Below are 21,077 nucleotides of genomic sequence, written 5' to 3'. Positions count from 1 at the left end.
CAGACGGGGTCAGAGCGCGGGCAGGCGGGGCGTCCCGAGCACCTGCTCGAGCGCGGCGGCCACTTCCAGCAGGCGCAGGTCGGCCCGCGGCGCGGCGACCACCTGCAGGCCCACCGGCAGGCCGTCGCCGGTGTACCCGCCGGGCAGGGACAGCGCCGGGCAGCCGGTGGCCGAGACCAGCGTGCAGGAGCGCATCCAGCCCAGGTAGTCCGCCTGCGGCACGCCCGCGACCTCGGTCGGGTACTCCTGCTCCACCGGGAACGGCAGCACCTGGGTCGTCGGCGCCAGCAGCACGTCGAAGCGGTCGAAGAAGCCGACCACCTCCTCGTGCAGCCGGGTGTGCGCGAGCTCGGCCCGGGCGACGTCGGCGCCGCTGAGCGCCGCCCCGCGCGCGGCGTTGCGCCGGATGGCCTCCTTCACCAACTCGGGCGAGCGGCGCACCACCTCGCCGAAGGTGGCCTCGAACAGCCAGGCCCGCAGCGTGCCGAACACCTCGTCGGCCTCGCGCAGGTCGGGGCAGGCCTCCTCGACGACGGCGCCCTGCGCCTCGAGCAGCCGCGGCACCCCCGCCAGCGCGCCGGTGACCTCCGGCTCGACCGGCACCAGCCCGCCGAGGTCCGGCGCCCAGGCCACCCGCAGGCCGCGCAGCTCCGCCGGCCGCGGCGCGGCGAAGGAGGCGCCGCCCTCGGACAGCGCGATCGGCACCCGCGGGTCCGGCCCGGCGATCGCCGACAGCGTCAGCGCGACGTCGCCCACGGTGCGGCCCATCGGTCCCTGCACCGACAGCGTCGCCCAGCCCAGCCCGGCGGGCCAGGTCGGCACCCGCCCGGGCGTGGGGCGCAGCCCGACGACGCCGCAGAACGCCGCCGGGTTGCGCAGCGAGCCGCCCATGTCGCTGCCCTCGGCCACCGGCACCAGCCCGGCGGCGAGCGCGGCCGCCGCGCCGCCGCTGGACCCGCCGGCCGACAGCCCGTGCCGCCACGGGTTGTGCGTGGCGCCGAAGAGCGGGTTGAACGTGTGCGAGCCGGCCGCGAACTCCGGCACGTTGGTCTTGCCCACCCGGACCGCGCCCGCCCGGCGCAGCCGCTCGACGACGAGCTCGTCGCGCGCCGGGACGGTGTCCGCGTGCAGCGGCGAGCCCCAGGTGGTCCGCATCCCGCCGGTGGCGTGGGTGTCCTTGTGCGCCACCGGCAGGCCGTGCAGCGGGCCGACCTCCTCCCCGGCGGCCAGCGCGGCGTCGGCGGCGTCGGCCGCGGCCCGGGCGCCCTCGGCGTCCAGGGTGACGATCGCGGTGACCTGCGGGTCGATCCGCTCGATCCGCGCCAGGTGCGCCTCCAGCAGCTCGCGGGCCGAGACCTCCCGCGCGCGCACCAGCGCGGCCAGCTCGGTGGCCGGGCGCAGGCAGAGGTCGTCGTCGGCGGCGGGTGCGGGGGTCACCGGGGGAGGGTGCCATGCCGGGGTGCCGTGCCGGGGGCGGGCTGCCGTGCCGGACACTGGGCGCGTGGACGGCGAGGACACCCTGCAGCAGGCCGACGAGACGGTTGCCCCCGACGGCGGGACCTTCGCCGACCTGGGCCTGCGGCCGGAGCTCCTGGCGGCGCTGTCGCGGCTCGGCTACGAGGAACCCACGCCGATCCAGCGCGAGGCGGTGCCGCCGATGGTCGCCGGCCGCGACCTGCTCGGCCAGGCCGCCACCGGCACCGGCAAGACCGCCGCCTACGCGCTGCCGGTGCTGCAGCGGCTGCCCGACGACCGCCCCGGCGGCGACCCGCTGGCCCTGGTCCTCGTGCCCACCCGCGAGCTGGCCATCCAGGTGTCGGAGGCGCTGCACCGCTACGGCCGCGACCTCGGCGCCCGGGTGGTGCCGGTCTACGGCGGCCAGCCGATCCCGCGGCAGCTGCGGGCGCTGGAGGCCGGGGTGGACGTCGTCGTCGCCACCCCCGGCCGGGCGCTGGACCTGCTGCAGCGGGGCAGCCTGCACCTGGGCGGCGTGGCCACCGTGGTGCTCGACGAGGCCGACGAGATGCTCGACATGGGCTTCGCCGAGGACCTCGAGGCGCTGCTGGAGGAGGTGCCCGAGGAGCGGCAGACGGTGCTGTTCAGCGCCACCATGCCGCGCCGGCTCGACAGCATGGCCCGCCGCCACCTGCGCGACCCGCTGCGCATCCAGGTCGCCCGCCAGGTGCCGGTGGAGGGCGAGGCACCCCTGGTGCGCCAGACGGCGTTCGTCGTCGCCCGGGCGGCCAAGCCGGCGGCGCTGGGCCGGGTCCTCGACGTCGAGAGCCCGACGGCGGCCATCGTCTTCTGCCGCACCCGCGACGAGGTCGACGACCTCACCGAGACGCTCAACGGCCGTGGCTACCGCGCCGAGGCGCTGCACGGCGGGATGAGCCAGGAGCAGCGGGACCGGGTGATGGGGCGGCTGCGGTCGGGCACCGCGGAGCTGCTGGTGGCCACCGACGTCGCCGCCCGCGGGCTGGACGTCGAGCAGCTCACCCACGTCGTCAACTACGACGTCCCGGCCGCGGCGGAGACCTACGTGCACCGCATCGGCCGGGTCGGCCGGGCCGGGCGCGAGGGCGTGGCGATCACGCTGGTCGAGCCGCGGGCGCACCGGATGCTCAAGACGATCGAGCGGGTCACCGGCGCGCCGATCCACGTGGAACGCGTGCCCACGGTCGCCGACCTGCGGGCCCGCCGGCTGGAGCTGACCCGCGCCGCGCTGCGGGAGAGCCTGCTCGGGGACGACCTCGAGCGGTTCCGCGCCGTCGTCGAGGCGCTCACCGACGAGTTCGACGTCATGGAGGTGGCCCTGGCGGCGGTCAAGCTCGCCCACGAGGCCACCACCGGCCCGGACGACGACGAGGAGATCCCCGAGGTCGCCCTGCGCCCGGAGCGGCCGGCCCGGCGGGACGGCGACCGCGGCGACCGCGGCCAGGGCCGCCCGCCCCGGTCCCGCTCCGGCGGCGGGGACACCGAGCGGGTGTTCATCGGCGCCGGCCGCAGCGCCGGCGTCCGCCCGGGCGACCTGGTCGGCGCGATCGCGGGGGAGACCGGGCTGCGCGGCCGCGACGTCGGCGCGATCGAGATCGCCGAGCGGTTCAGCCTGGTCGAGGTCCCCGCGGCCGCCGCCGAGGAGGTCATCACCGCGCTGCGGGCCAGCACGGTCAAGGGCCGCAAGGTGACCGTCCGCCGGGACAAGCAGCGGGACTGACGGGCTCGGTCAGGCGGTGGCGGTGCGCACCAGCGCGGTGACCCGCTCCTCCACCGCGGGGCTCCAGCCGGTCAGCGCGAACGACACCGGCCAGAGGTCGCCGTCGTCGAGCCGCGCGGGGTCGTTGAAGCCGAGGGTCGCGTAGCGGGAGCCGAACTTGCCGGCGTCCTGGAAGAAGACGACGACCTTGCCGTCCGCGTTCGCGTAGGCGGGCATGCCGTACCAGGTCCTCGGGGCCAGGTGGGGGGCGGTCGTGGTGACCACCACGTGCACCCGCTCGGCGAGCGCCCGGTCCTCCGGTGCCATCTCCGCGATCCGGTCCAGGACCGCCTGCAGGCCGTCGGCCCGCTTCGCGCCGTTCCTCCCCTCGGCGCGCAGCTCGGCGGCGCGCTCCTTCATCGCGGCGCGCTCCTCGGCGGTGAAGCCGGTGGTCCCCTGCTCGACGTCCTTGGTGGGCATCTCAGCTCCCTGTCGGTCTGCGGTCTCGCTGTGCCGCAGACGCTAGGGAGGGGCGGGTGCCGGGGGCTTCTCGATTCCTGACCGGATCCGGCGAGGGGTCAGCGCAGCGTCGGGCTCGCCGGGTCCTCGGGGACGACGTCGGGCACCCGGTTGGGGCCGGCGTCGGGCGGGCGCGGGCGGTCCTGCGGGTGCAGCCGGACCGCGACGAGCGCGACGTCGTCCTCCGGGCGGCCGTCCACCAGCCGGTACAGCACCTCGTCGAGCAGGTCGTCCAGCCGCCGGCCGGCGAGCTCGCGCAGCGCCTCGCGCAGCCGGGCCATGCCGGCGTCGAGGTCGGCGTCGCGGCGCTCGATCAGCCCGTCGGTGAACAGCAGCACGGTGGCGCCGCGGTCGAGGGTGACCACCGACTCCTCGCGGCGGGCGTCCGGGTCGACGCCGAGCAGCAGGTCGCCGCGCCAGGTGGCCAGCTCGGCCACGCTGCCGTCGGGGTTGATGACCAGCGGCGGCAGGTGCCCGGCGTTGGCCCAGCGCATCCGGGTGACGCCGCGCTCCCGCTCGTCGTCGGTCTGCTCGAAGCGGGCCACGGTGGCGGTGGCGAGGACCCGGGTCTGCAGCACGGCCATCGAGGCGTCCAGGCCGCGCAGCACCTCGCCGGGGCCGGCGTCGCTGTAGGTGGCGATGCCGCGCAGCAGGGCCCGCAGCTGCCCCATCGCGGCGGCGGCCTCGGTGTCGTGGCCGACGACGTCGCCGATGACCAGCATCGTCGACCCGCCCGGCTGCAGGAACGCGTCGTACCAGTCCCCGCCGACCCGCGCGGCCTCGGCGGCCGGGAGGTAGCGGACGGCGATCTGGGCGTGGTCGGGCTCGGGCGGCTCGGTGAGCAGGCTGCGCTGCAGCCCCTCGGCGAGCGCCCGCTGCTGGCCGTAGAGGCGGGCGTTGTCCAGCGCCAGGCCGGCCCGGTCGGCGACGTCCTGGGCGGTGGCCAGGTCCTCCTCGCGCGGCGTCCAGCCCGCCCGCCAGTACAGCGTCATGACGCCGAGCGTGCGGTCGCGGCCGCGCAGCGGGATCGAGATCGCCGACTCGGGGGCCAGCGCGACCAGCAGGTCGCGGGCCTCGCCCTCGGCCAGCAGGTCGCGCACGGCGTCGCCGCGCTCCATCACCGGCTCGCCGGTGAGCAGGGCGCGCATGAGCGGCGCGGTGGCCGGCATCGCGTCGAGCCGGACCGCGGCGTAGCGCTCCACCAGGGCGCGCTGCGAGGGGACGGCGTGCCAGTGCCCGACGTCGCGCGGGCGGCCGTCGGGGTCGACGACGGTGACGATGCACCAGTCGGCCAGCGCCGGGACCACCAGCCGCGGCAGGTGCCCGGTCGCCGTCTGCGGGTCCAGTGCGCCGGCGAGCTCGGCGCTGACCTGGGCGAGCAGGGCGAGCCGCTGGGCGGCGCGCTCGGCGCGGTCCTGCACGCGGCGGCGCTCGGTGACCTCGAGGAAGTAGACCGACAGCCCCTCGGGGCTGGGCCAGGCGCGCAGCTCGTACCAGCCGTTGAGCGGCGCGGGGTAGTGCGCGTCGAACTGCACCGGCGTCCCGGTGCGGACGGCGGCGCGGTAGTTCTCCTCGAAGGCGCTGGCGACCGCGGCGGGGAACGCCGTCCAGAGCTCCTGGCCGATCAGCTCCTCGCGGCTGCGGCCCAGCAGCCGCTCGGCCTCGGCGTTGACGTGCGTGAACCGCCACTCGCGGTCGAGGGAGTAGAAGCCGGCCGGCATCGCCTCGAGCACCCGGGTGACCCGCACGCCGGCGGCCCGCTCGGCGGTCGTGTCGTAGGCGGCGCCGAGCACGCGGGCCGCCGCGCCGCGCTCGTCGGCCAGCGTCCGGCCGCGGGCCTGCACCCAGCGGGTCTCCCCGCCCGGCCAGACCACGCGGTACTCGGCCTCGTAGTCGCCGCGGCTGTCGATGCTGGCCTGCAGCGCGTCGGTGACCCGCGGCAGGTCGTCGGGGTGGACCCGCGCGTTGAAGTCCTCGATGGTGCCGCCGAACTCCTCGGGCGCGTACCCGAACATCTCGACCAGCCGCGCGTCCCAGGTCAGCTCGCCGGTGCGCAGGTCCCAGTCGAAGGTGCCGATCCCGGCGGCGTCGATGGCCAGGCCCCAGCGCAGCCGGTCGCCCTCGTACTCGGTGCGCAGCGCGGCGAGCTCGAGCTCGGTGACGGCGGCCGCGGCGAGCTGGCGCAGGGTGGAGACGTCGGTGTCCGACCACGACCGCGGGGCGGGGGCGACGACGCACAGGACGCCGACCGTGTGGCCGGCGGAGTCGATCAGCGGGACGCCGAGGTAGGCGCCCACGGCGCCGGCGGCCACCTGCGGCAGCTCGGCCGCGCGGGGCTCGGCGTGGGCGTCGGGCACGACGAGCGGCGCCCGCTCGGCGGCGGCGACGGAGCAGGCGGTCGTCTCGATCGGGACCTCGCTGCCGACCGTGCCCGGCGGCAACCCGGCGCCGCTGACGACCACCTGGACGTCGTCGAGCAGGGACAGCTGGGCGACCGGGGCGCCGACCAGCCGGGCGGCGAGCTCGGCGAGGCGGTCGAGGACGACGCTGGCGTCACGCAGCCGCAGCCGGTACGCGGCCTCGGTGCGGGGCCGGTCGGCCTTGAGCAGCTCGGCGGCGTCGCGCGGACCCGGGACCGGCGGCTCCCCGGGGAGCCCAGACGTGTGGTCCACCGAAACCCTTCGCGCGGCTCACGGCCGACTCCTCGGACACCGGCGGTCCGGCCGAGGCTGGGTCCGGGCGCCGTGTACATCGTAAGCGACGGTCAGGACTGCCAACAGAGATCACGAGCGAAAACCTCTGCGGTCACACCCCGTGACGGCGCGCCGCTCACGCCGCCGCGGGCAGCACCAGGGTGAGCGCGTCGGCGCCGTCGTGTTCCACGTGCAACCCGGCCCGCCGCAGCAGCGTGCGCACCCGTCCGGCGTCGTCCGGCTCGGCCGTCGTCGTGGCCAGCAGGCGGGCCACCCGGCCCTTGTGGGCCTTGTTGGCGTGGCTGACCACGGCGCGGCTGCCGTCGGCGCGCTCGCTCAGGACGTCGACGGTGACCGCGCCCGGGGCGGGGGCCAGCGCCTGGTAGGCCCCGCTGCGCAGGTCGACGACGAGCTCGCCGGAGTCCGCGAGCACCGGGCCGAGGACCGGGCGCCACAGCGTGCGCAGGGTGGGCAGCCCGGGGAGAGCGGCGCCGGCCGACAGCCGGTAGGCGGGGATGGCGTCGGTGGCGCGGACCAGACCGAACAGCGCCGAGCCGACGGCGATCCGGCGGTCGGCCCGGGCCCGCTGCGCGCGCGTCAGCGTGCGGACGGCGAGGGCGTCGTAGAGGACGCCCGTGTAGCGCTCGAGCGCCGGCGTGGTGGGGCTGGTGCACAGCGCGGCGTTGCGGGCGAGCTCCGCGTCCTGACCGGGGGACAGGCCCAGCGCCGCGCGGGCGGCGGGCGGGTCGGCGGCCAGCCGGACCAGCGCCTCGACCAGTTGTGCGCGCAGCGGGGTGAGCTCCGGCGTGGAGAGGGCGGCGAGGTCGAGCGGGGCGCCGTCGCCGTCCGGGGACTTGGTCTCCGAGGGCGGGAGCAGTACGAGCACGACCGGCGACGGTACGTCGCAACGTGCCGCGCGTCCGGAAGGGGTCGGTGTCGCCGTCGAGACCGTCTCGTGACCCGGGCCACACTCGGACCCCGCCGGACCCCGGGACCAGGAGTCCCGTCCTGTCGCGGGGGCGGCACCAGGGCCGCGCCGGCCGGCGCGGCGAACGGAGACGGTGTCCGGCACAGTGCCGTGCCGGCTGCCGAGAGGAGGCACGTCCGTGGCGAACAAGGCGGTCATGTACATGGGTCCGGGCAAGGTCGAGGTCGCGGACCTGGACTACCCGGGGCTCGAGCTCAAGGAGGGGCCCGGGGTCAACCCGGCCAACGTCGGCCGCAAGACGCCGCACGGCGTCATCCTGCGGACGGTCGCCACCAACATCTGCGGCAGTGACCAGCACATGGTCCGCGGCCGGACGACGGCGCCCGAGCGGCTCGTCCTCGGCCACGAGATCACCGGCGAGATCGTGGAGAAGGGGCCCGACGTCGAGTTCCTCGAGATCGGCGACATCGTCAGCGTGCCCTTCAACATCGCCTGCGGCCGCTGTCGCAACTGCAAGGAGGGCAAGACCGGGATCTGCCTGAACGTCAACCCCGACCGCCCCGGCTCGGCCTACGGCTACGTGGACATGGGCGGCTGGACCGGCGGGCAGGCCGAGTACGTGATGGTCCCCTACGCGGACTGGAACTGCCTGAAGTTCCCCGACCGGGACCAGGCGCTGGAGAAGATCCGCGACCTGACGATGCTGTCGGACATCTTCCCGACCGGTTACCACGGCTGCGTCACCGCCGGCGTCGGCACCGGCTCGACGGTCTACATCGCGGGCGCCGGCCCGGTGGGGCTCGCGGCCGCCGCCTCCGCCCAGCTGCTCGGTGCCGCCGTCGTCATCGTCGGCGACCTCAACGCCGACCGGCTGGCCCAGGCCCGCAGCTTCGGCTGCGAGACCGTCGACGTCTCCCAGGGCGACCCGAAGGACCAGATCGAGCAGATCCTCGGCACGCCCGAGGTCGACTGCGGCGTGGACGCCGTCGGTTTCGAGGCGCGCGGGCACGGCGCGGACGCCTCGCACGAGGCGCCGGCCACGGTCCTCAACTCGCTGATGGACATCACCCGGGCCGGTGGCGCGCTGGGCATCCCGGGCCTGTACGTGACCGGCGACCCGGGTGCGGTGGACGAGGCGGCCAAGACCGGCTCGCTGTCGATCCGGCTGGGCCTGGGCTGGGCGAAGTCGCACGCGTTCACCACCGGCCAGTGCCCGGTCATGCGGTACCACCGCGGGCTGATGATGGCGATCCTGCACGACAAGGTGCAGATCGCGAAGGCGGTCAACGCGACGGTCATCCCGCTCGAGGAGGCCCCGCGCGGCTACCAGGAGTTCGACCAGGGCGCGGCGCGGAAGTACGTGCTCGACCCGAACGGCCTGATCCCGGCCGCCTGATCCCGGCTGCCTGATCCCGACGATCATGGCGCCGTGACCGCCGCCGGCCCGTCCGGCACGGTCCCGGCGCCATGATCGCGGGCGGACTCAGGTCCAGTAGAGGAAGCGGGCCCGCGGGAGCCGGTCGGCGACGGCGGCCTCGAACCAGGGCCGCAGCTGCGCCATCGTCTCCTTCGGGTAGACGTGCTTCACCGAGCCGAACCTCCCGCGCTTGAGCGTGCGCTTCGACTCGTCCATCTCGAGCTTCGTCCGCGGGTACCAGTCGAGCAGCGTCTCCTTGCTGCCCGGCGTGAACCGGTGGGTGATGCACTCGACGGTGAGGTCGGCGTCCGCCGGCAGCGCCGCGGCGACGGCGTCGAGCAGGGCGCCGTACTCCTCGCGCCAGCCGTCCACCGGCATGATCGGCGCGATGGTCAGGCCGACCGGGTAGCCGGCGCGGGCGACGGCGGCCAGCGCGGCGGTGCGCGCCTCGACCCGCGCCGTGGCGCCCTCGAACCGGCGGGCCACCGGGGCGGCGTTGAGGCTGAACCGGAGCCGGGTGCGGCCGCCGTGCGGCAGGCCCAGCAGGCCGGCCACGTCGTCGAACTTGGTGGTCGCGCGCAGCTGCACGGGGCCCGGCCACGCGTGCGTGCCGAAGTGCTCGACCATGCGGGCCAGGCCGCCGGTGAGGTGCTCGATCGCCAGCGGGTCGGTGTAGCAGGACGCCTCGAACGTCGTCCCCTCGCCGCCGCGCCCGACCGTGCCGGACGTGACGTGACCCCGGCCGACGTAGGCGTCGAGGCCCTCGAGCACCTCGTCGAGGTCGGCCCACACCCGGGTGATCGGCGGGCCGGACAGCGAGCCGGCGAGGTAGCAGTACTGGCAGTGCGCGGGGCAGCCCTCGGCCAGGTCGAGCCGGAAGTCCGCCGACGGCGGGATGGGCTGCAGCCGGCGCTTGGACGGCGGCGGCACCACCAGCGCCATCGTGTCCTTGGCGGCCGTGAACGCCGCGCGGTCGTCGTCGCCGCGCCCGCGCAGGGAGGGCAGCCGGTCGCCGGGCAGCAGGTCGATCGCGCCGACGCCGGCGGCCTCGAGGCGGCGCAGCACGCGCTGCCCGTGCGGGCGCTCGGCGGCCGAGCGGGTCACGAGGACGCGCCTCGGTGTCCACAGGCGGGTGGGGGAGGGGGCCTCGAGCAGGGCGGGCGCGGTCATCGACGGGTACAACACCGCGGCGGCCCCGCCGATGCCCCTCCGCAGGGCGTCTGCGCAGGTCAGCCCGTGAGTCGGGACACTCCGGGGTCAGGGCGCCGCCCGCCAGCGCGCCCGCCACCCGGGCGCCTCCCAGGCCTCGCCGATGTAGATCGTCTCGCGGGCCACCCGGTCTCCCCGGAACTCGTAGACGGCCGGTCCGTACATCCACGGACCGCCGTCGTACCGGGCGCGCACCTCCACCACCCAGAAGTCGTCCCGCCCCCGCACGCGGACGATCTCCAGGTCGACCCGTGCCGGGTAGTCCCGACGCCACTCCCGGAAGTTCGCCACGCCCTCGAACCGCTCGCCGGACTGCGGGAACTCGAGAACGGCGTCCTCGTGGTAGATCTCGCTGGCGCGGTCCTCGTCGCCCGCAGCGCTGTGGCGGACGTAGTGCTCCAGCGCGGCCCGGACGGACTGCTCGTCCATGACCTGATGCTCCCCGCCGGATCCCCGGACGTCGATGACTGCCGGGACGCGGACTCAGGACGCGGTGGTCGTGAGGACCGCGGCGAGGGAGTCCAGGGCCCCGGGCACGAGGGCGTAGTAGGCCCACACGCCGCGCTTCTCGCGGGTGAGCAGGCCGGCGTCGACGAGGACCCGCAGGTGGTGCGACACGGTCGGCTGGGACAGGCCGAGGGGCTCGACGAGGTCGCAGACGCAGGCCTCGCCACCGTCGTGGGCGGCCACCAGCGACAGCAGCCGGAGCCGCGCCGGGTCGGCGATCGCCTTGAGCGTCCCGGCCAGCGTGGCGGCGTCGGCGGCGCTCAGGGGGGCGCGGACCAGCGGCGCGCAGCACGCGTCGGTCCCCGGGGCCAGCGGCAGCGACGTCGTCACGGCGCCAGTGTCGCACCGGACATCCACGGACGTCGATATCGACAACCGTCGATGTCTGTGGCACCGTCCTGTCATCGACGTCCATCGATGTGTGGAGGAGCCATGACCGGGACCGAGGTCGACCTGCGGGAGCAGGTCCGCGCGCGCTACGCCGCGGCCGCGCAGGAGGTCGGGGGCGGCTGCTGCGGCCCGGCGGCCGGGGACGACGGGCGCTTCGGCGCCGGCCTGTACGACGCCGCGGCCACCGCGGGGCTCCCCGACGAGGCCGTGCTGGCGTCGCTCGGCTGCGGCAACCCGGTCGCCGTCGCCGACCTGCACGAGGGGGAGCGGGTGCTCGACCTCGGCTCCGGCGGGGGCATCGACGTGCTGCTCTCGGCCCGCCGCGTCGGCCCCACGGGTTTCGCGTACGGCGTCGACATGACCGACGAGATGCTCGACCTCGCCCGCGCCAACGCGGCGGAGGCCGGCGCGACGAACGTCGAGTTCCGCAAGGGCACCATCGAGGACCTCCCGCTCGCGGACGCGAGCGTCGACGTCGTCATCTCCAACTGCGTCGTGAACCTGTCGACCGACAAGCCCGCGGTGCTCGCCGAGACCTTCCGCGTGCTCGCCCCCGGCGGGCGCATCGGCATCTCCGACGTCGTCGCCGAGGACTCCGTGACCCCGGCCGAGCGGGCCGAGCGCGGCTCCTACGTCGGCTGCATCGCCGGCGCGCTGTCCCGGTCCGAGTACCTCGAGGGCCTCGCCGCGGCCGGCTTCGCCGACGCAACGGTCACCTTCACGCACGAGGTCGCGCCCGGCCTGCACGGCGCGATCGTGCGGGCCGTCAAGCCCGCGGCCGCGTGAGCGACGCCGTCGCCGAGCGCCCCCGCGCCGGCACCGGCCCGGAGGCGCCCGTCCTCGCCCGCCTGTCGACCCTGGACCGCTTCCTGCCGGTGTGGATCGCCGCCGCGATGGCGCTCGGCCTGGCGCTGGGCCGCTGGGTGCCCGGGCTCGACGACGCCCTGTCGGCGGTCGAGGTGGGCGGCGTCAGCCTGCCCATCGCGGTCGGCCTGCTGCTGATGATGTACCCGGTCCTGGCCAAGGTCCGGTACTCCGAGCTGGACCGCGTCACCGGCGACCGCCGGCTGCTGGCCGCCAGCCTGGTGCTCAACTGGCTGGTCGGCCCGGCGCTGATGTTCGTGCTGGCCTGGGCGCTGCTGCCCGACCTGCCCGAGTACCGCACCGGCCTGGTGATCGTGGGCCTGGCCCGGTGCATCGCGATGGTGCTGGTCTGGAACGACCTGTCCTGCGGTGACCGCGAGGCCGCCGCCGTCCTGGTCGCGGTCAACTCGGTGTTCCAGGTCCTGGCCTTCGCCGCGCTGGGCTGGTTCTACCTGCAGGTGCTGCCGGGGTGGCTCGGCCTGCCGACGACGTCGGCGGAGTTCAGCGTCGGGGCGATCGTCGTGTCGGTGCTCGTGTTCCTCGGCGTCCCGCTCGCCGCCGGCTTCCTCACCCGCACGCTGGGCGAGCGGGCGCGTGGCCGGGACTGGTACGAGGAGCGGTTCCTGCCGCGGATCGGGCCGGTCGCGCTGTACGGGCTGTTGTTCACGATCGTCGTGCTCTTCGCGCTGCAGGGCGACGCCGTCACCTCGCGGCCCTGGGACGTCGCCCGGATCGCGCTGCCGCTGCTCGCCTACTTCCTCCTCGTGTTCGGCGGGAGCTTCCTGCTCGGCATGCGGCTGCGCCTCGGCTACGCCAGGACGGCGACCCTGGCCTTCACCGCGGCGGGCAACAACTTCGAGCTGGCTATCGCCGTCGCGATCGGCACCTTCGGCGTCACCTCCGGCCAGGCGCTGGCCGGCGTGGTCGGCCCGCTCATCGAGGTCCCCGTCCTCGTGGCCCTCGTCTACGTGTCGCTCTGGGCCGCCCGCCGCTGGTTCCCGGGCGACCCCACCGTCCCCGCTGCCGTGAGGAGTGCGCGATGACCGACGAGCACGGGTCCCTGCCCGGCCTGCTGACCCCTGAGGCGACACTGCACCGCCTGGCCGACCAGCTGGCCACCCGCTTCACCGGGGTCTTCGCCCGCGAGACGATCGACCGCTACGTGTTCGAGTCCTACACCGCCCTGGGGCGCACCGCGACGGTCACCACCCACCTGCCGGTGCTGACCGAACGCTTCGCCACCGAGCGCCTCACCGCGCTCGCGCAGGCCGAGGGCGCCATCGCGACCGACACCTGCGAGATCCTCTTCGTCTGCGTCCACAACGCCGGGCGCTCGCAGATGGCGGCCGCGCTCACGGCCCACCACGGCGGCGACCGGGTGCACGTCCGCTCGGCGGGCTCCCTGCCGACCGCGAGCATCGACGACGCGGTCGTCGAGGCCATGGCCGAGGTCGGCATCGACCTCGGGGCGGAGTTCCCCAAGCCGCTCACCGACGACGTGGTCCGCGCCGCCGACGTGGTCGTCACCATGGGCTGCGGCGACGCCTGCCCGGTCCATCCCGGCAAGCGCTACCTCGACTGGCAGGTCCGCGACCCCGCCGGCCTGTCCGTGGGCGAGGTCCGCGCCATCCGCGCCGACATCGACGCCCGCGTGCGTGCCCTGCTCGCCGACCTGCACCCTGTCGCCGCCGCGCGTTGACCGCGCCCGCTCGTCCACCTGGAGGAGATCCCACCGTGTCCGACAAGCCCAGCGTCCTGTTCGTCTGCGTGCACAACGCCGGCCGCTCCCAGATGGCCGCCGGCTGGCTGCGCCACCTCGCCGGGGACGCCGTCGAGGTCCGCTCGGCCGGCTCCCTGCCCGGCGACCGAATCAACCCCTCCGCCGTGGAGGCGATGACCGAGGTCGGCATCGACATCACCGACCAGCGCCCGAAGGTGCTCACCACCGAGGCGGTCGAGGCCTCCGACGTCGTCATCACCATGGGCTGCGGCGACGCCTGCCCGGTCTTCCCCGGCAAGCGCTACCTCGACTGGGAGCTCGAGGACCCGGCCGGCATGGGCGTGGAGGCCGTGCGGCCCATCCGCGACGAGATCGAGCGGCGGGTCCGCGCGCTGGTCGCCGAGCTGGTGCCCGCCCGCTGAGCCGCCCGGCGCGACGGAGCGGGGCTCAGCCGAGCCAGCCGCTGCGGCCCGGCGACCGCCGCCGCCACACGTGCTTGAGCTCGCGGTACCCGGCCAGCCCGGTGGGCCCGAGCTCCCGCCCGACGCCGGACTGCCCGCGCCCGCCCCACTCCGCCCCGGGGACGTACGGGTGGTAGTCGTTGACCCACACCGTGCCGCAGCGCAGGGCGGCGGCCACCCGCTCGGCGCGCTCGTCGTCGCCGGTCCACACCGCGCCGGCCAGGCCGTAGACGGTGTCGTTCGCCAGCGCGACCGCCTCCTGCTCGTCGGTGAAGGTCTCCACGGTGAGGACCGGCCCGAAGACCTCCTCGCGGACGACGGCCGTGTCCCGCCGGCACCCGGTCAGCACCGTCGGCCGGTAGAAGAAGCCGTCCCGCAGTGCCGGGTCGTCGGGACGGCGTCCGCCGGCGGCCAGGACCGCGCCCTCGGCCAGCGCCCCGGCGACCATCTCCTCGGTCCGCGCCCGCTGCGCCGCCGAGATCAGCGGGCCCGACTGGGTGCGCTCGTCCCGCCCGTCGCCCAGCCGGATCGCCTCCGCGCCGGCGACCAGGCCGGCCACGACGGCGTCGTGCACGTCGGCGTGCACGACCAGCCGTGACCCGGCCGAGCAGACCTGCCCCGCGTGCAGGAAGGCCGCGTACAGGGCGTTGTCGACCACGACGTCCACGTCGACGTCGGGGAAGACGACGTTCGGGTTCTTGCCGCCGAGCTCGCAGTGCACCCGCTTCACGGTGTCCGCGGCGGCGCGCAGGACGGCCCGGCCGGTCGCGGTGCCACCGGTGAAGCTGACCAGGTCGACGTCGGGGTGCGCGACCAGCGCCGCCCCGACCTCCCCGTCGCCGAGCACCAGGTTGGCCACCCCCGAGGGCAGGCCGGCCTCGGCCAGCAGCGACAGCAGGTGCGCGGTGGTCAGCGGGGTGAGCTCGCTGGGCTTGACCACCGCCGTGCAGCCGGCCGCGAGCGCCGGCGCGAGCTTCCAGGAGATCTCGAGCAGCGGGTAGTTCCACGGCGTGACCAGCGCGCACACGCCGGCCGGCTCGGCGACGACCCGGCTGTCGACCCCGGGGCCGGCGTCGACGGACCGGCCGACGTCGACGACCGCGAGTCCGGCGTAGTAGCGCAGCACCGCGACCACGTCGTCGACGTCGGCCCGGCTCTCGCGCAGCGTCTTGCCGGTGTCGCGGGTCTCCAGCAGCGCGACGTGCTCGCGGTCGCGGACCAGCAGGTCCGCGGTGCGGTGCAGCAGCGCCGCGCGCTCGGCCGCGGGCAGGCCGGACCACTTCCCGGACTCGAACGCCGCCCGCGCCGCCGCGACCGCGCGGTCGACGTCGCCGGGCGTGGCGGCGTCGTGCGCGACCACGACCGACCCGTCGAACGGGTCGAGGACCCGCAGGACGCGGCCGGAGCGGGCGTCCTGCCACGTCCCGTCGATGAACAGCGAGCCGGGCACGGACACGGCGGGACCCCTCGTCGTCAGGAGGCGGGACACCGGCTACGGTAATCCCCATGCAGTTGGTCGGGATTGTGCGGATTGCGCTCGTGGCGCGCCGGCACGTCGACCTGCTGCGGTGCGCGAGCGCGCTCTGTCGGGCCTGAGCCCCGTCCCCGGCCCCGTCCGCTCGTCCGCACCCACCCCTGGAGACCTGGCATGACCCTGCTCGCCGCTGCCCCGACCACGCCCGCCGACCTCGACGGCGGCGTCCTCGACCTCGAGCGCCTGGAGCCGACCATCGGCGCCCGGGTCCACGGCGTCGACCTCGCCCGCGCCACCGACGAGCAGGTCCGGGCGATCCGGGCCGCGCTCGCCGAGTACAAGGTGCTGTTCTTCGCCGGCCAGCACGACCTGCACCCCGACGGCCAGATCGCCCTCGGCCGCCGCCTGGGCGAGGTCACCGAGTCGCACCCGGTCGTCCCGGGCGTCGACGAGGAGCACCCGGAGATCTACGCGCTCGACAGCGCGACCGGCGGCTTCGCCGACGTCTGGCACACCGACGTCACCTTCGTGCGGCGGCCGCCGCTGGGCTCGGTCCTGCGGGCCGTCGTCCTCCCGCCCACCGGCGGGGACACCCAGTGGGCCGACCTGGAGCTGGCCTACCGCTCGCTGTCCGAGCCGGTGCGGCGCCTGGCCGACCGGCTCGTCGCGGTGCACGACGGCACCCGCGAGTTCGGCTACTACGTCGCCCAGCGCGAGGAGCGCACCAAGTGGGAGGGCGAGGAGTACCGCGCCCTCGTCCCCGTCTCGCACCCGGTCGTGCGCGTGCACCCCGAGACCGGCCGCAAGGGGCTGTTCGTCAACCCCGGCTTCGTCTCGCACGTCGAGGGCGTCTCCGACGCCGAGAGCCGGTACCTGCTCGACCTGTTCTACGCGCACATCACCAAGCCGGAGCACGTCGTGCGGCACCGCTGGTCGGTCGGCGACGTCGTGATGTGGGACAACCGGTCGACGGTGCACTACGCCAACCGCGACTACGGCGACCAGCGCCGTGTCATGCACCGCATCACCCTCCGGGGCGACGCCCCGGTCGGGCCCGCCGCCGCCTGACCCCGGCCGCCGCCCTCCCCCGACCGATCGCGGTACGAGGCGCAGGCTCCTCCAGGGGGCCTGCGCCTCGTACTGTGCCCCCACCTGCTGCGGCCCGTCAGGCCCCACGTCCCCAGGAAGAGGACCCCATGCAGCACACTCCCCTCCGCCCCCGCGCCTCCGCCGTGGCGCTCACCGCCCTCCTGGCCGCAGCCCTCGCCGGGTGCACGAGCGAGGAGGCGGGCTCCGGCGCCAGCGGTGGCGGTGGCGGTGGCGACGGCATCACCGTCCAGACCGCCCAGTTCAGCTGGACCGCCGCCGGCCTGACCAACGGCATCCTGGGCGAGATCGCCGCCGACAACCCCGACCTCGGCGTCGCCTCGCTGGCCACCACCCAGCTCGACCCCGCCGCCGCCTGGGCCGGCGCCGCGCGCGGCGACATCGACCTGCTCACCGAGGTGGCGCTGCCCAACCAGCAGGAGCTGGCCGACTCGGCCGCCGACCGGGTCGAGATCGTCTCGGAGACCTACGGCGACGCCGCGCAGGGCTGGTTCGTGCCGGCCTACGCCGTCGAGCCGGGCGGGCCGCTGGAGGGGCTGACCAGCGTCACCCAGCTCAACGACTACGCCGAGCAGCTCGGCGGCAAGTTCTACGACGCCGACCCCGGCTACATCACCACCGAGCAGAACGCCAAGCGGCTCCAGGGCTACGGCATCGAGCTCGAGCACGTCGTCTCCAGCGAGGCCGCCGAGCTCGCCCAGCTGGAGAACAGCTACAGCCGCGAGGAGCCGATCGTGCTGTACCTCTACCACCCGCACGCGGTGTTCGCGCAGTACGACATGGTCCAGCTCGAGGAGCCCACGCCCTACACCGAAGGCTGCCTCACCGAGGGCGACGGCGCCTGCGCGATGCCCTCCTACAGCGCCAACATCGCCGCCAGCAACGAGCTGCGGGAGCAGGCCCCGGGCTTCGTCGAGCTGCTGACGAACTTCCGCATCTCCGTCGAGGAGATGGAGGAGATGCAGAAGCAGGTCGACGTCGACGGCGAGGACGTGGCCACGGTGGCGCGCGAGTGGGTCGACTCCCACGGCGACCAGATCGACGAGTGGATCGGCTGACGTGACCGCGCCGGTGCTGCGCGTCTCGGGCCTGACCAAGGTCTTCGGGGCGCGCGAGCAGGAGGCCCTGCGGCTGGCCGGGGAGGGGCTCGGGCGCGACGAGATCCAACGGCGCACCGGGGCGACGCTCGCCGTCCACGACGTCAGCTTCGCCGTCGGGCGCGGTGAGCTCTTCGTCGTCATGGGGCTGTCGGGGTCGGGCAAGTCCACGCTGGTCCGCCTGCTCAACCGGCTGATCGAGCCCAGCGCCGGCACCGTGGAGGTCGAGGGCCGGGACCTGCGGGCGCTCGACGACGCGCAGCTGCGCGCGGTGCGCAACGAGAAGATGAGCATGGTCTTCCAGCACTTCGCGCTGATGCCGCACCGCACGGTCCGGGAGAACGCGGCCTACGCGCTCAAGGTCCGCGGCGCGAGCGCGGCCGAGCAGCGCGAGCGGGCGGACTGGGCGCTGGGGACGGTGGGGCTGCTCGAGCGGGCCGAGGCCCGGCCGGCCGAGCTGTCCGGCGGCATGCGCCAGCGCGTGGGCCTGGCCCGCGCGCTGGCCGCCGACTCGGAGGTGCTGCTCATGGACGAGCCGTTCTCCGCGCTGGACCCGCTGATCCGCCGCGACATGCAGGACCTGCTGGAGCGGCTGCAGGCGGAGCTGGCGAAGACCATCGTGTTCATCACCCACGACCTCAACGAGGCCATGCGGCTCGGCGACCGGATCCTCATGCTCAAGGACGGGCGGACGGTCCAGCTCGGCACCGGGCCGGAGATCATCTCGGCGCCCGCCGACGACTACGTCGCCGACTTCACCTCCGACGTCGACCGGACCCGGGTGCTCACCGCCGGCGATCTGCTCCGCGAGCCCCGGCTGACCGCCCGGCTCGGCGACGCACCCGGCGACGTGCTCAGGGCGCTGGGCGCGGCGGAGGCCACCGGCGTCTACGTCCTCGACGACGGCGGGCGGATCGCCGGCGTCGCCCGCGACGACCTGCTCGCCCGCGCGGTGCAGGAGGGCCGCACCGTCCTCGGCCCGCGCGAGCTGGTCCCCGACCACGCGACCATCGCCGCCGACCGCCCGGTCGTCGAGTTCGTGCACCTGGTCGGGCGGCACCCCGTGCCGCTCGGCGTCGTCGACGACGCCGGGCGGCTGCTCGGCGTCGTCCCGCGGGCCGCGGTGCTCGACGCGCTGTCGGCCGTCCCGGTCCGGGGGAGGCGCCCGTGATCCCGCACATCCCGCTCGGCCAGTGGGTCGCCGACCTCATCGACTGGCTGCTCGCGACCGTCCCGTGGCTGTTCGACGCCATCTCGAACGTCATGCAGGTCCTCGTGGACCGGCTCACCGACGTGCTGGTCTCCCCGCCGCCGGTGGTGTGGATCGTGGTCTTCACGGTGCTCGCCCTGCTGCTGCGCGGCCCGTGGCTGGCGCTCTACACCGTGCTGGCGTTCCTGCTGGTGGTGTCGCTGGAGCTGTGGGTCGAGACGATGCAGACCCTCGCGCTGGTGCTGGTGGCCGCGGTCATCGCCGCGGCGATCGGGATCCCGCTCGGGATCCTGGCGGCCCGCTCCCGGGCGGTGAGCATGACGGTCCGGCCGGTGCTGGACTTCATGCAGACGCTGCCGGTGTTCGTCTACCTCATCCCCGCCGTCTTCTTCTTCGGCGTGGGCGTCGTGCCGGGCGTGGTGGCGACCATCCTGTTCGCCATCCCGCCGGGCGTGCGGCTGACCGAGCTGGGCATCCGGCAGGTCGACCGCGAGGTGGTCGAGGCGGCGCAGGCCTTCGGTGCCCGCCCCGGGCAGGTGCTGCGCGAGGTGCAGCTGCCGCTGGCGCTGCCGTCGATCATGGCCGGCGTCAACCAGGTGATCATGCTGGCGCTGTCCATGGTGGTCACCGCCGGCCTGCTCGGCGCGGCCGGCCTGGGCGCGGTGGTGGTGCGGGCGGTCACCCAGCTCGACGTCGCCAGCGGCTTCGAGGGCGGCCTGGCCGTGGTCCTGCTGGCCATCTTCCTCGACCGGCTGACCGCGTCGTTCGGGCAGCAGACCGCCCTGTCGCGGGCGTTGCGGCTCCGCCGGCGGCCCGGCGAGCGGGCTCCATCGGCGCGGGCCGGCGAGCCCGAGGTCGCGTCGCCGCCCGCCGGTGCGCGCGTGACCACCTGACGGCGGCCGCCTCAGTCGGCGAGCTCGACCACCACGGGGGCGTGGTCGCTGGCGCCCTTGCCCTTGCGCTCCTCGCGGTCGATGAGCGCCCCACTCACCCGGGCCGCCAGCGGCGGGGTGCCCAGCACGAAGTCGATCCGCATGCCCTCGCGGCGGGGGAAGCGCAGCTGCGTGTAGTCCCAGTAAATCCATTCCGGTGGTTCCGACCTGCGTTGATTCCTTGACCGGCATCCTTAGCTGGGATTTTGTCTTCCGGTGATTGTCGGCGTCTCTTGCCGCTTTCCAGCGCCTTTCCGGCCTCGTGTGCCCCGTCTGTGCCCCAGCAGCTCCCAGCTAGCCTGGGATTTGCCTTCCGTCGTCCATGTTGGTCGTCGTGACGACGGTCGCGTCGGAGCGGGAGTCTGGCGGCCGGGCCAGCGCGGCAGCACTCCAGCTATCGTGGGGTGACTGTCTCACTACGCAGCGGAGGGGCGTTGCTCTGGACCCGACGCCTCATCGGCCTCGCTGTGCTCAGCGGGATCGCCGTCCTGGCGGCCATCGTCCTCGCCGTCATCAGGGTCGGTCTGTGGACGCCTGGTAGCGCAGGTGTTGCGGCCTGGGTCACTCTCGTGGGCGCCGCGGCGGGTGGGTCGAGCGGCCTCTGGTCGGCAATCGACGAAGCTCGTCGAGGGCGGGAAGCGAAGGACAAGTCCGAGCTAGATGGCTTGGTCGAGGCGCTGAAGTGGGCCGTTGATAAGGACGTTGGCATCTCGCCCTTCGATCTGGGGATCACTGTCTGGAAGCCGCAGCGACGACCGCTCGTGGACCGGTTGCTCCGTCGAAATACCCCCCGCCGGCTGAAGCCGAGCTACCGCCAGCGCTCACGGAATCGTCACAGCTCCTCGGGCATCGAGTGGACTGAGGCCAAGGGCACCATCGGGCTGTGCATCCGCGATGGAGACATGGTCCACGCCGATCTGGGCGAACTGTGGGAGCCGCTGCGCGGCTGCACCAGCCAAGAGTGGAACGGTCAGTCAGAGGATGTTCGGCAAGGGTTGACTCACGCGGAGTTCACTAAGGCGCTGAAGTCCAGCGCCAGCGTGCTGGGCGGTCATCTGATCTACGTACTTGCCGTGCCAATCTTGAGCGCCAAGGGTGGGGAGGTCCTGGGCTGTGTCGCACTGGATGCCCCTTCAGGCTTCGCCGACAGGCTGTCTATGGGGACACCCCTGGAGAACCTTCGGCAGATCGCCGACTTCCTAGGACGGCAGTAGGTGTCGTCGGGCCGTAGTAGACATCCCATGAGTACTATTGAGCTGCCCGTCCCGAGGAGGCGAGTCGCGTGAGCGAGTCGATCGAGAAGCAGCGAACCGCGGCCGGGTCGAAGGTTGTACGGAGCGCCAAGATCGGCAAGGG

General features: G+C 74.8%; 21 protein-coding genes. 12 read left to right on the top strand and 9 right to left on the bottom strand.

Annotated elements, in window-relative coordinates; translation table 11 throughout:
• Positions 1–9: 9 nt before the first annotated feature.
• Positions 10–1,437, bottom strand: coding sequence for an amidase (locus ACI79L_RS12645; protein ID WP_456937125.1), 1,428 nt, complete (start codon positions 1,435–1,437; stop codon positions 10–12).
• A 64-nt stretch (positions 1,438–1,501) separates the two neighbouring features.
• Between ACI79L_RS12645 and ACI79L_RS12640 the strand changes: the two genes are divergently transcribed.
• Complete coding sequence (locus ACI79L_RS12640) at positions 1,502–3,214, top strand: DEAD/DEAH box helicase (protein ID WP_456937124.1); 1,713 nt, start codon at positions 1,502–1,504, stop codon at positions 3,212–3,214.
• A gap of 9 nt (positions 3,215–3,223) precedes the next feature.
• Here ACI79L_RS12640 and ACI79L_RS12635 read toward each other — a convergent pair whose 3' ends face one another.
• From ACI79L_RS12635 to yaaA, 3 genes are all read right to left on the bottom strand, one after another.
• Positions 3,224–3,673, bottom strand: coding sequence for an iron chaperone (locus ACI79L_RS12635; RefSeq protein ID WP_456937123.1), 450 nt, complete (start codon positions 3,671–3,673; stop codon positions 3,224–3,226).
• A gap of 98 nt (positions 3,674–3,771) precedes the next feature.
• On the bottom strand, positions 3,772–6,384 hold the full coding sequence (locus ACI79L_RS12630; protein ID WP_456937122.1) for a SpoIIE family protein phosphatase: 2,613 nt from the start codon (positions 6,382–6,384) through the stop codon (positions 3,772–3,774).
• Positions 6,385–6,541: 157 nt separating this feature from the next.
• Positions 6,542–7,291 (bottom strand): peroxide stress protein YaaA, encoded by a 750-nt coding sequence (gene yaaA / locus ACI79L_RS12625; RefSeq protein WP_456937121.1) that lies wholly within the window; start codon positions 7,289–7,291, stop codon positions 6,542–6,544.
• 220 nt (positions 7,292–7,511) lie between these two features.
• Here yaaA and fdhA point away from each other — a divergent pair, with 220 nt between their 5' ends.
• Positions 7,512–8,729: a formaldehyde dehydrogenase, glutathione-independent gene (gene fdhA, locus ACI79L_RS12620; RefSeq protein ID WP_456937120.1), complete on the top strand. Its 1,218-nt coding sequence runs from the start codon at positions 7,512–7,514 to the stop codon at positions 8,727–8,729.
• A gap of 87 nt (positions 8,730–8,816) precedes the next feature.
• On the opposite strand, the gene ACI79L_RS12615 is transcribed toward fdhA, so the two are convergent.
• From ACI79L_RS12615 to ACI79L_RS12605, 3 genes are all read right to left on the bottom strand, one after another.
• Positions 8,817–9,920 carry a spore photoproduct lyase family protein gene (locus ACI79L_RS12615; protein WP_456937119.1) on the bottom strand — a complete coding sequence of 368 codons (1,104 nt, stop codon included), beginning with the start codon at positions 9,918–9,920 and terminating at the stop codon, positions 8,817–8,819.
• Between the two features lie 87 nt (positions 9,921–10,007).
• Positions 10,008–10,388: a nuclear transport factor 2 family protein gene (locus ACI79L_RS12610; protein WP_456937118.1), complete on the bottom strand. Its 381-nt coding sequence runs from the start codon at positions 10,386–10,388 to the stop codon at positions 10,008–10,010.
• Positions 10,389–10,442: 54 nt separating this feature from the next.
• Positions 10,443–10,796 carry an ArsR/SmtB family transcription factor gene (locus tag ACI79L_RS12605; protein ID WP_456937117.1) on the bottom strand — a complete coding sequence of 118 codons (354 nt, stop codon included), beginning with the start codon at positions 10,794–10,796 and terminating at the stop codon, positions 10,443–10,445.
• 102 nt (positions 10,797–10,898) lie between these two features.
• Between ACI79L_RS12605 and arsM the strand changes: the two genes are divergently transcribed.
• Genes arsM through ACI79L_RS12585 form a run of 4 tightly spaced genes read left to right on the top strand, consistent with a single transcriptional unit; the run spans position 10,899 to position 13,862 of the window.
• Entirely contained in the window at positions 10,899–11,642 is a 744-nt protein-coding gene (gene arsM / locus ACI79L_RS12600) for an arsenite methyltransferase (protein ID WP_456937116.1), read from the top strand.
• Complete coding sequence (arsB, locus tag ACI79L_RS12595) at positions 11,639–12,763, top strand: ACR3 family arsenite efflux transporter (RefSeq protein ID WP_456937115.1); 1,125 nt, start codon at positions 11,639–11,641, stop codon at positions 12,761–12,763. The genes arsM and arsB overlap by 4 nt, the downstream gene beginning before the upstream one ends.
• Complete coding sequence (locus ACI79L_RS12590) at positions 12,760–13,419, top strand: arsenate reductase/protein-tyrosine-phosphatase family protein (RefSeq protein WP_456937114.1); 660 nt, start codon at positions 12,760–12,762, stop codon at positions 13,417–13,419. Before arsB ends, ACI79L_RS12590 begins: the two co-directional genes overlap by 4 nt.
• A 35-nt stretch (positions 13,420–13,454) precedes the next feature.
• Positions 13,455–13,862 carry an arsenate reductase ArsC gene (locus ACI79L_RS12585; RefSeq protein ID WP_456937113.1) on the top strand — a complete coding sequence of 136 codons (408 nt, stop codon included), beginning with the start codon at positions 13,455–13,457 and terminating at the stop codon, positions 13,860–13,862.
• Positions 13,863–13,887: 25 nt separating this feature from the next.
• Here the strand turns inward: ACI79L_RS12585 and ACI79L_RS12580 are convergent, their stop codons facing one another.
• Positions 13,888–15,357: an aldehyde dehydrogenase family protein gene (locus ACI79L_RS12580; RefSeq protein WP_456937112.1), complete on the bottom strand. Its 1,470-nt coding sequence runs from the start codon at positions 15,355–15,357 to the stop codon at positions 13,888–13,890.
• A 50-nt stretch (positions 15,358–15,407) separates the two neighbouring features.
• Between ACI79L_RS12580 and ACI79L_RS12575 the strand changes: the two genes are divergently transcribed.
• The 5 genes from ACI79L_RS12575 to ACI79L_RS12555 all read left to right on the top strand — a co-directional run bounded on the left by ACI79L_RS12575 (position 15,408) and on the right by ACI79L_RS12555 (position 19,682).
• Complete coding sequence (locus tag ACI79L_RS12575) at positions 15,408–15,497, top strand: putative leader peptide (protein ID WP_456937111.1); 90 nt, start codon at positions 15,408–15,410, stop codon at positions 15,495–15,497.
• A gap of 52 nt (positions 15,498–15,549) precedes the next feature.
• Positions 15,550–16,443, top strand: coding sequence for a TauD/TfdA dioxygenase family protein (locus ACI79L_RS12570; protein WP_456937110.1), 894 nt, complete (start codon positions 15,550–15,552; stop codon positions 16,441–16,443).
• A gap of 128 nt (positions 16,444–16,571) precedes the next feature.
• Positions 16,572–17,540 (top strand): glycine betaine ABC transporter substrate-binding protein, encoded by a 969-nt coding sequence (locus ACI79L_RS12565; protein WP_456937109.1) that lies wholly within the window; start codon positions 16,572–16,574, stop codon positions 17,538–17,540.
• Position 17,541: 1 nt separating this feature from the next.
• Positions 17,542–18,750 (top strand): quaternary amine ABC transporter ATP-binding protein, encoded by a 1,209-nt coding sequence (locus tag ACI79L_RS12560; protein WP_456937108.1) that lies wholly within the window; start codon positions 17,542–17,544, stop codon positions 18,748–18,750.
• Positions 18,747–19,682, top strand: a complete 936-nt coding sequence (locus ACI79L_RS12555; protein ID WP_456937107.1) for an ABC transporter permease — start codon at positions 18,747–18,749, stop codon at positions 19,680–19,682. Before ACI79L_RS12560 ends, ACI79L_RS12555 begins: the two co-directional genes overlap by 4 nt.
• Before the next feature lie 11 nt (positions 19,683–19,693).
• Here the strand turns inward: ACI79L_RS12555 and ACI79L_RS12550 are convergent, their stop codons facing one another.
• On the bottom strand, positions 19,694–19,825 hold the full coding sequence (locus tag ACI79L_RS12550) for a hypothetical protein (RefSeq protein WP_456937106.1): 132 nt from the start codon (positions 19,823–19,825) through the stop codon (positions 19,694–19,696).
• A 363-nt stretch (positions 19,826–20,188) separates the two neighbouring features.
• Between ACI79L_RS12550 and ACI79L_RS12545 the strand changes: the two genes are divergently transcribed.
• Positions 20,189–20,935 carry a hypothetical protein gene (locus tag ACI79L_RS12545; RefSeq protein WP_456937105.1) on the top strand — a complete coding sequence of 249 codons (747 nt, stop codon included), beginning with the start codon at positions 20,189–20,191 and terminating at the stop codon, positions 20,933–20,935.
• Positions 20,936–21,077 lie beyond the last annotated feature (142 nt).

This window comes from Geodermatophilus sp. SYSU D00684, assembly GCF_054050455.1.
Note: the sequence above shows the minus strand (reverse complement) of the source record. Positions and strands in the feature narration are given on the sequence as shown.